Origin of the sequence: Bifidobacterium pullorum subsp. saeculare (genome assembly GCF_016899725.1) — a bacterium.
GTDB classification, from domain to species: domain Bacteria; phylum Actinomycetota; class Actinomycetes; order Actinomycetales; family Bifidobacteriaceae; genus Bifidobacterium; species Bifidobacterium pullorum_C.
Genome location: NZ_JACLYU010000172.1, coordinates 1 through 470, shown reverse-complemented (window position 1 = coordinate 470; position 470 = coordinate 1). Strand labels below are relative to the sequence as shown.

Here is a 470-nt window from a genome sequence, read left to right as displayed (position 1 = left end):
GATTGACAACAGAGCATACGAAGCACTTCTTTCTTGGGAAGTAGTTGAAAATACACAAACAGTTATAGGAGAATAGTTTTGGAAAACAAGATTAAATTGGAAGAATATGATTTAGTAAGCTTTATGATGAAGGTGCAACAGGCAATTTTAGATGGGTACGAACTTACAGACAGCTCAGATGATGCTCCAATGTGCATCGGGCATTGTTACCACGCTATTATGCGTGAAGCTGTTAAGACTAACGTAGTTATTGGCAAAGCAGTTTTTGAAGCCTCACTAGATACAACAAAACTACAAGAACAGTTGAAAGCTGGTGGTGATATTGAGCAGATGGTAGCTAATAGCTTGGTTGTTGGGGAAGTGAAAGATTTCACAGACGAACACGTTGCAGCTTATGAGAATGCGAAGCGAGAAGAGTTGCATGAAACTTCAATGACAATCATTCCTATTACCAATGATTATGTTGAAAC

General features: G+C 38.5%; 1 protein-coding gene. It reads left to right on the top strand.

Going from position 1 to position 470, the window contains the following annotated elements:
- Positions 1 to 78 precede the first annotated feature (78 nt).
- Positions 79 to 470: hypothetical protein (locus H7U32_RS10020; protein WP_204469887.1), on the top strand; the 392-nt coding region annotated here is incomplete at its 3' end.